1 protein-coding gene is annotated in these 509 nt (G+C 59.7%); it reads right to left on the reverse strand.

Translation table 11 applies throughout. The annotated features are described in order from the left end of the window. Window positions 1-156: 156 nt before the first annotated feature. The coding region (locus G3N64_RS39430) for a DUF6708 domain-containing protein (protein ID WP_346778863.1) at window positions 157-509 on the reverse strand (353 nt) is incomplete at its 5' end.

A 509-nucleotide genomic window follows, 5' to 3' on the forward strand; every position in this document is an offset into this window, starting at 1 on the left:
CTCTCGCAGCACTCTCGACAACGGACCCGCGATCTGCGTCAGCACGTCCGCCACCGAATCCGGCAACAGCTTCGGCGCGGCTTCCTGCTTCGCCTGCTCGGCCTGCGCCTGGCTCGATTTCGCTTCGATCATTCGAGTATTTGCCTGAACGGTCGGTTATTGAAATCCCGGCGGATTCAGACTCGAATCGCGCACGTACGGGTCGCCCAGTTCAATGCGGCATTCGGCTTCCACATCCGCAGGCCATTTCGGCACCTTGCTCGTGGCGCGGTGCACCAGACGGCCGATGAAGAACAGCACGTGGAACGGAAACATCAGCCATTTGAAGACCGGATTCCAGGCATCGTGCGAAACCAGTTGTATCCAGCCCTGGTACAACGTCTCGCGCTTGTCGGCGATCGGGAGATAAAGATCTAGTCCGGGCGCGTTAAGTACGGCGCGCGGCCCTTCTTCCATGTAGCGGCGGATGAATTCCCAGTGGCGAAGGCAGTTTTCCTTGCTGCTCGACG

Origin of the sequence: Burkholderia sp. Ac-20344, assembly GCF_017104975.1 — a bacterium.
GTDB lineage: Bacteria > Pseudomonadota > Gammaproteobacteria > Burkholderiales > Burkholderiaceae > Burkholderia.